4 protein-coding genes are annotated in these 3,783 nt (G+C 31.2%); all 4 read left to right on the top strand.

Features of this window, described 5'->3' with window-relative positions; genetic code table 11:
• Positions 1–102 precede the first annotated feature (102 nt).
• The 4 genes from AB8M93_RS18445 (at position 103) to AB8M93_RS18430 (ending at position 3,569) form a co-directional block, all read left to right on the top strand.
• On the top strand, positions 103–660 hold the full coding sequence (locus tag AB8M93_RS18445) for an AbiV family abortive infection protein (RefSeq protein ID WP_373060411.1): 558 nt from the start codon (positions 103–105) through the stop codon (positions 658–660).
• Positions 661–1,197: 537 nt separating this feature from the next.
• The gene (locus AB8M93_RS18440; protein WP_373060409.1) at positions 1,198–2,724 is read left to right on the top strand and encodes an ATP-binding protein; all 1,527 of its coding nucleotides are present in this window, start codon (positions 1,198–1,200) and stop codon (positions 2,722–2,724) included.
• Positions 2,725–2,932: 208 nt separating this feature from the next.
• Entirely contained in the window at positions 2,933–3,268 is a 336-nt protein-coding gene (locus tag AB8M93_RS18435) for a nucleotidyltransferase family protein (protein WP_373060407.1), read from the top strand.
• Positions 3,237–3,569, top strand: a complete 333-nt coding sequence (locus tag AB8M93_RS18430) for a HepT-like ribonuclease domain-containing protein (RefSeq protein ID WP_373060405.1) — start codon at positions 3,237–3,239, stop codon at positions 3,567–3,569. Before AB8M93_RS18435 ends, AB8M93_RS18430 begins: the two co-directional genes overlap by 32 nt.
• The last annotated feature ends 214 nt before the right edge of the window (positions 3,570–3,783 follow it).

Raw genomic sequence — 3,783 nt, 5'->3', positions numbered from 1 at the left:
ATTGGAACTCAAACCAGAAGATCTGGGGTTTTTACCAACCCTGGCACCAACCAACTAATTTGACGTTAGTCAGAATTCTTGACAAAAACCTGAACAAAAGAAATGATTATAAATCGTAAAACTTTAATCGCTCTTATTGAAAAATGCTTACAAAATAGTAGAGAACTTTCAGAAGAAGCAAAGATTTTAAAAACTCATAATCGACTTGCTAGATCATTCACTTTGTTTCATTTATCGAATGAAGAAATTGGAAAAGTCTTTCTGATTTTAAAATTTATTCTTCGAGATGATTATAATGAAGAAGAAATAAAAAAAATTAAAAGAGAGCTTCGTGAACACAAACTAAAAATAGATTATTCTAGAAATATAGATTTTATTGTTCATTATGTTTCAACACAAGAAATAAATTCAGAAATTTTAAATAGTTTAACTTATACCAGAGAACAGATTACCAAACTAAATAATCTAAAAAATATAAGTTTGTATGCTTACATTGATAAAGAATATGCTATTAAACCGTCTGAGATATTAGATTCTAAAGAATTTATTCAAGATACAGAAGATATGAATGAATTGCGTTTAACGGCAACGGAACAATTCTGTTCAGTGTTTCTAGAAGAAATTAATAACCTGATTCAAATTGTAAAAGATAGAAAGTAAAAGAACTACTGCCAACATCGGTTCATCGCAAATAACGGGTTTTGTGGAAAAAGTGTAATTTTAGAAACCAGGAATTAAAAATGATTAATCCGACAAGTCCGCGCCCCTACTCCCGCAACTTGCGATAACCGTAACCGTTGCACATAATAAATTTATAGAGATTCCGTTTTTAATGATTAAAAAACGTGATCACTCAAACGCTGGATTAAGAAGTTAATGATGGCTAAAAAAGTTAAATATGGCGGCAAATCATTCTGAATAAATAATAATCTGACACTCACTGATCCTTAAAACCATTACGCTGACTCTCACTCCGATCTAAAAATTGATTTTCTTTTTTACCAGTTTTGGGGAAATTTTCTATGTGCAACATCGGTTAACAGCAAATAAAGGGTGGTATGCTAAAAATTGTTATTTTAGAGACCAGGTAAGAACAAACTAGCCGACAAGTTCGTGTACCTACTCCCGTGACTTGCGTTAACCGTAGCCGTTGTGCGTCATATTTGAGAATACTTTGAACTAACTAACGAAGCTAAAATGAAAATTAAAAAAATAAAATTAGAAAATTTCCGATCTTATAAAAATGAAATAGAAGTAGATGTTAGTGATTTAAATGTATTTGTAGGAAAGAATGATATAGGTAAATCTACAATATTAGAAGCCTTAGATATTTTTTTCAATGAAGGAAAAGGTACAATCAAAATAGACAAAGATGATATTAATAAAGAATGCAAAAATGAAGGAAATAACGAAACGAAAATAAGCGTAGTTTTCGAAGATTTACCAACTACTTTGACAATTGATTCCACCAATCCAACTACACTTCAAGAAGAATATTTATTACAATCTGATGGAACCCTTGAAATTGTAAAAAGATATCCAAATGCGGGAAAAGAAAAAGTATTTATAAAAGCTAATCATCCTACAAATCCATCCTGCTCGGACTTATTATTAAAAAAGAACTCAGATTTAAAAAAATTACTAACTGCCGAAATTGAGTGCGAAGACAAAACCAAAAACGCAGTAATTAGGAAATCAATTTGGAATCACTTTTCCAACGATTTACAATTAGATGAAATTGAAATTGAAGTCGCAAAATTGGATGCTAAAAACACTTGGGACCAATTAAGGAATTATATGCCACTTTATACACTATTTCAGTCAGATAGAAAGAATAGTGATGGGGATAGCGAAATTCAAAATCCGATGAAATTAGCTGTTCAGGAAATTTTGAAAGATGCTAACCTAAAGGAAAAATTAGATGAAGTTGCACTAGAAGTTGAGAAAAAGCTAAATGAAGTTTCTAGAAAAACTTTAGAAAAGCTAAATGAAATGAACTCAGAAATCGCTGACAGTTTAACTCCGATAATACCAAGTCCAGAAAGTTTAAAGTGGCAGGACGTTTTCAAAAATGTATCAATAACCGGTGACGAGGACATTCCAATCAACAAGAGAGGAAGTGGAGTGAAACGATTGGTTCTACTAAACTTTTTTAGAGCTGAAGCAGAACGAAGACAAGCAGAAGAAAATATTCCGAGTATAATTTATGCGATAGAAGAACCAGAAACATCTCAACACCCAAACCATCAAAGAAAACTAATAGAGGCTTTTAAAGAACTTTCCGAAACAGACAAAACACAAATTTTCTTAACCACTCATAGCCCAGCAATAGTCAAACTTTTAGATTTTCATCATTTGAAATTAATCAAAGACGAAGACGGCAAAAAAATAGTTAATGTTGAACAAGGTGATTTACCATATCCATCATTAAATGAGGTTAATTATCTAGCATTTGGAGAGTCAAACGATGAATATCATAATGAACTTTATGGCTTTATTGAGAGTGAACAAGTTTTAGAGGAATATAAAAGTGGAAAAACTACAATATTATATAAAAGGCAATTGAGAAATGGTAATATTAGAGAAGAACAAAAAGTACTAAGCGAATATATACGTCATCAAATTCATCATCCGGAAAACACTGAGAATGATAGATTCACCTTTGCACAATTACAGGAATCCATTGGAGATTTGAGAGAATTTATCAACCAACATATTCAATAGACAAATACGTCGCACAACATCGGTTCATCGCAAATAACGGGTATCTTAGAAAAAGTGTATTTTTAGAAACCAGGAAAGAAAATCGTTAAGCCGACAAGTCCGTGTTCCTACTCCCGCAACTTGCGATAACCGTAACCGTTGGCAACAAGCCGGTTTCAACCCAAAATTGAATAATTTCGTTAAAGAAGAAATTGATTATATTAGCTTTATGAAGATTAAAGATAGCATACAGGCCAAAATGATTGATTTTACCACATTATGTAAACTATATAATGTGAAAAATTTATATGCTTTTGGTTCTTCAACAACAGACTTATTTGATGAAAATTCCAGTGACATAGATTTATTGATTGAAATAGAAGAAAATGATCCTTTAGAAAGAGGAGAAAAACTTTTGGCTATCTGGGATAAATTAGAAGAATTCTTTCAAAAAAAAGTAGATTTACTAACACAATCTTCACTCAAAAATCCAATCTTGAGAAAAAATATTGATGCTACTAAAATTTTAATTTATGACGGAGAAAGGCAAGAAATATCTTTCTGATATATTATTAGCAATAAATCTAATTGAAAATTTTATAGCTGACACTCCGAATTTCAATTTATACCAAAACGATTTAAAAACGCAAAGTGCAGTTGAAAGACAATTAGCAATAATTGGAGAAGCATTGAATAAGCTAAAACAAATAGAATCTGATTTATCGATTCAAAATGATAAACAGATTATTGGATTTAGAAATCGCCTGGTTCACGCATATGATAGTATTGATAATGCAATTGTATGGGTTATCGTAAAAAGACATTTGTTAGAACTTAAAAAAGAAATTGAAGTTTTATCAAATTAGTGACAGTGGCCAGTTGCCAACATCGCATAACCGCAATTGTGGTCATTTAATTAAATACTATAATTCAGAATCTAAATAAGTGAAACCTAAGCGGACAAATTCACTTTCTAAATACCACAACTGACGGTTATACGTAGCCGTTGCCACGCATTTTGAAGAAAGTTTACTACATATCATTAATTATCGGACTATTAGTTCAACCAGTTTGCTCACA

This window comes from Autumnicola aciditolerans, from assembly GCF_041679265.1.
Lineage (GTDB): Bacteria > Bacteroidota > Bacteroidia > Flavobacteriales > Flavobacteriaceae > Autumnicola.
The sequence above is the reverse complement of the archived record's forward strand: the minus strand, read 5'-3'. Positions and strand labels throughout refer to the sequence as shown.